This window comes from Sutterella massiliensis (assembly GCF_016899755.1).
GTDB classification, from domain to species: Bacteria; Pseudomonadota; Gammaproteobacteria; order Burkholderiales; family Burkholderiaceae_F; genus Sutterella; species Sutterella massiliensis.
This window is the reverse complement of record NZ_JACJJC010000270.1, coordinates 1-476: the sequence shown is the minus strand read 5'-3', so window position 1 is coordinate 476 and position 476 is coordinate 1. Positions and strand designations below refer to the sequence as shown.

The window sequence follows — 476 nt, the reverse complement described above, 5'->3', positions numbered from 1 at the left end:
CTACGAGGCGGCGCAATGTCGTTTTCGAACTTCGGCCTGATTTGTCTCATGACGCCGTACTGCGCAAAGAGATCGACGTGGCGCTCATTCCGTACATGCCGAGCGACCGAGAGCTCAACATTCACCCGGTCGGACAATGCGCGAATCTGCTTCTTGCTTCACCCGCTTATCTTGCGCGCGTCGGCACGCCCGAGCGCGTGGAAGATCTCGTGCACCACACGCTGCTTCTGAAGCGAAAAGATCGGTATCCGGAAGCCGAGTCGCTCTACTGCGGCAGCGAAGTGTTCGACCTCATCACACTCGATCACTATCGTCATGACGACGAGCTGGGTGCGGTGCCCATTTCCCGCGGCAGAGGTGGTGCAAAAATCGAAAAGCGCTACTTCGGGGACCAAGGTTCTTATGTTGCGGCGCTCGACGGACTCGGCATTGCGGTCGATTTGCCGCTCAGCTTTGTCGAGACGGCGCTTCTTGAG

Annotated in this window: 1 protein-coding gene; it reads left to right on the top strand. The window is 58.2% G+C overall.

Annotated elements, in window-relative coordinates; all coding sequences use genetic code 11:
- The coding region (locus H6A60_RS12510; protein WP_275114237.1) for a LysR substrate-binding domain-containing protein at window positions 1–476 on the top strand (476 nt) is incomplete at both ends.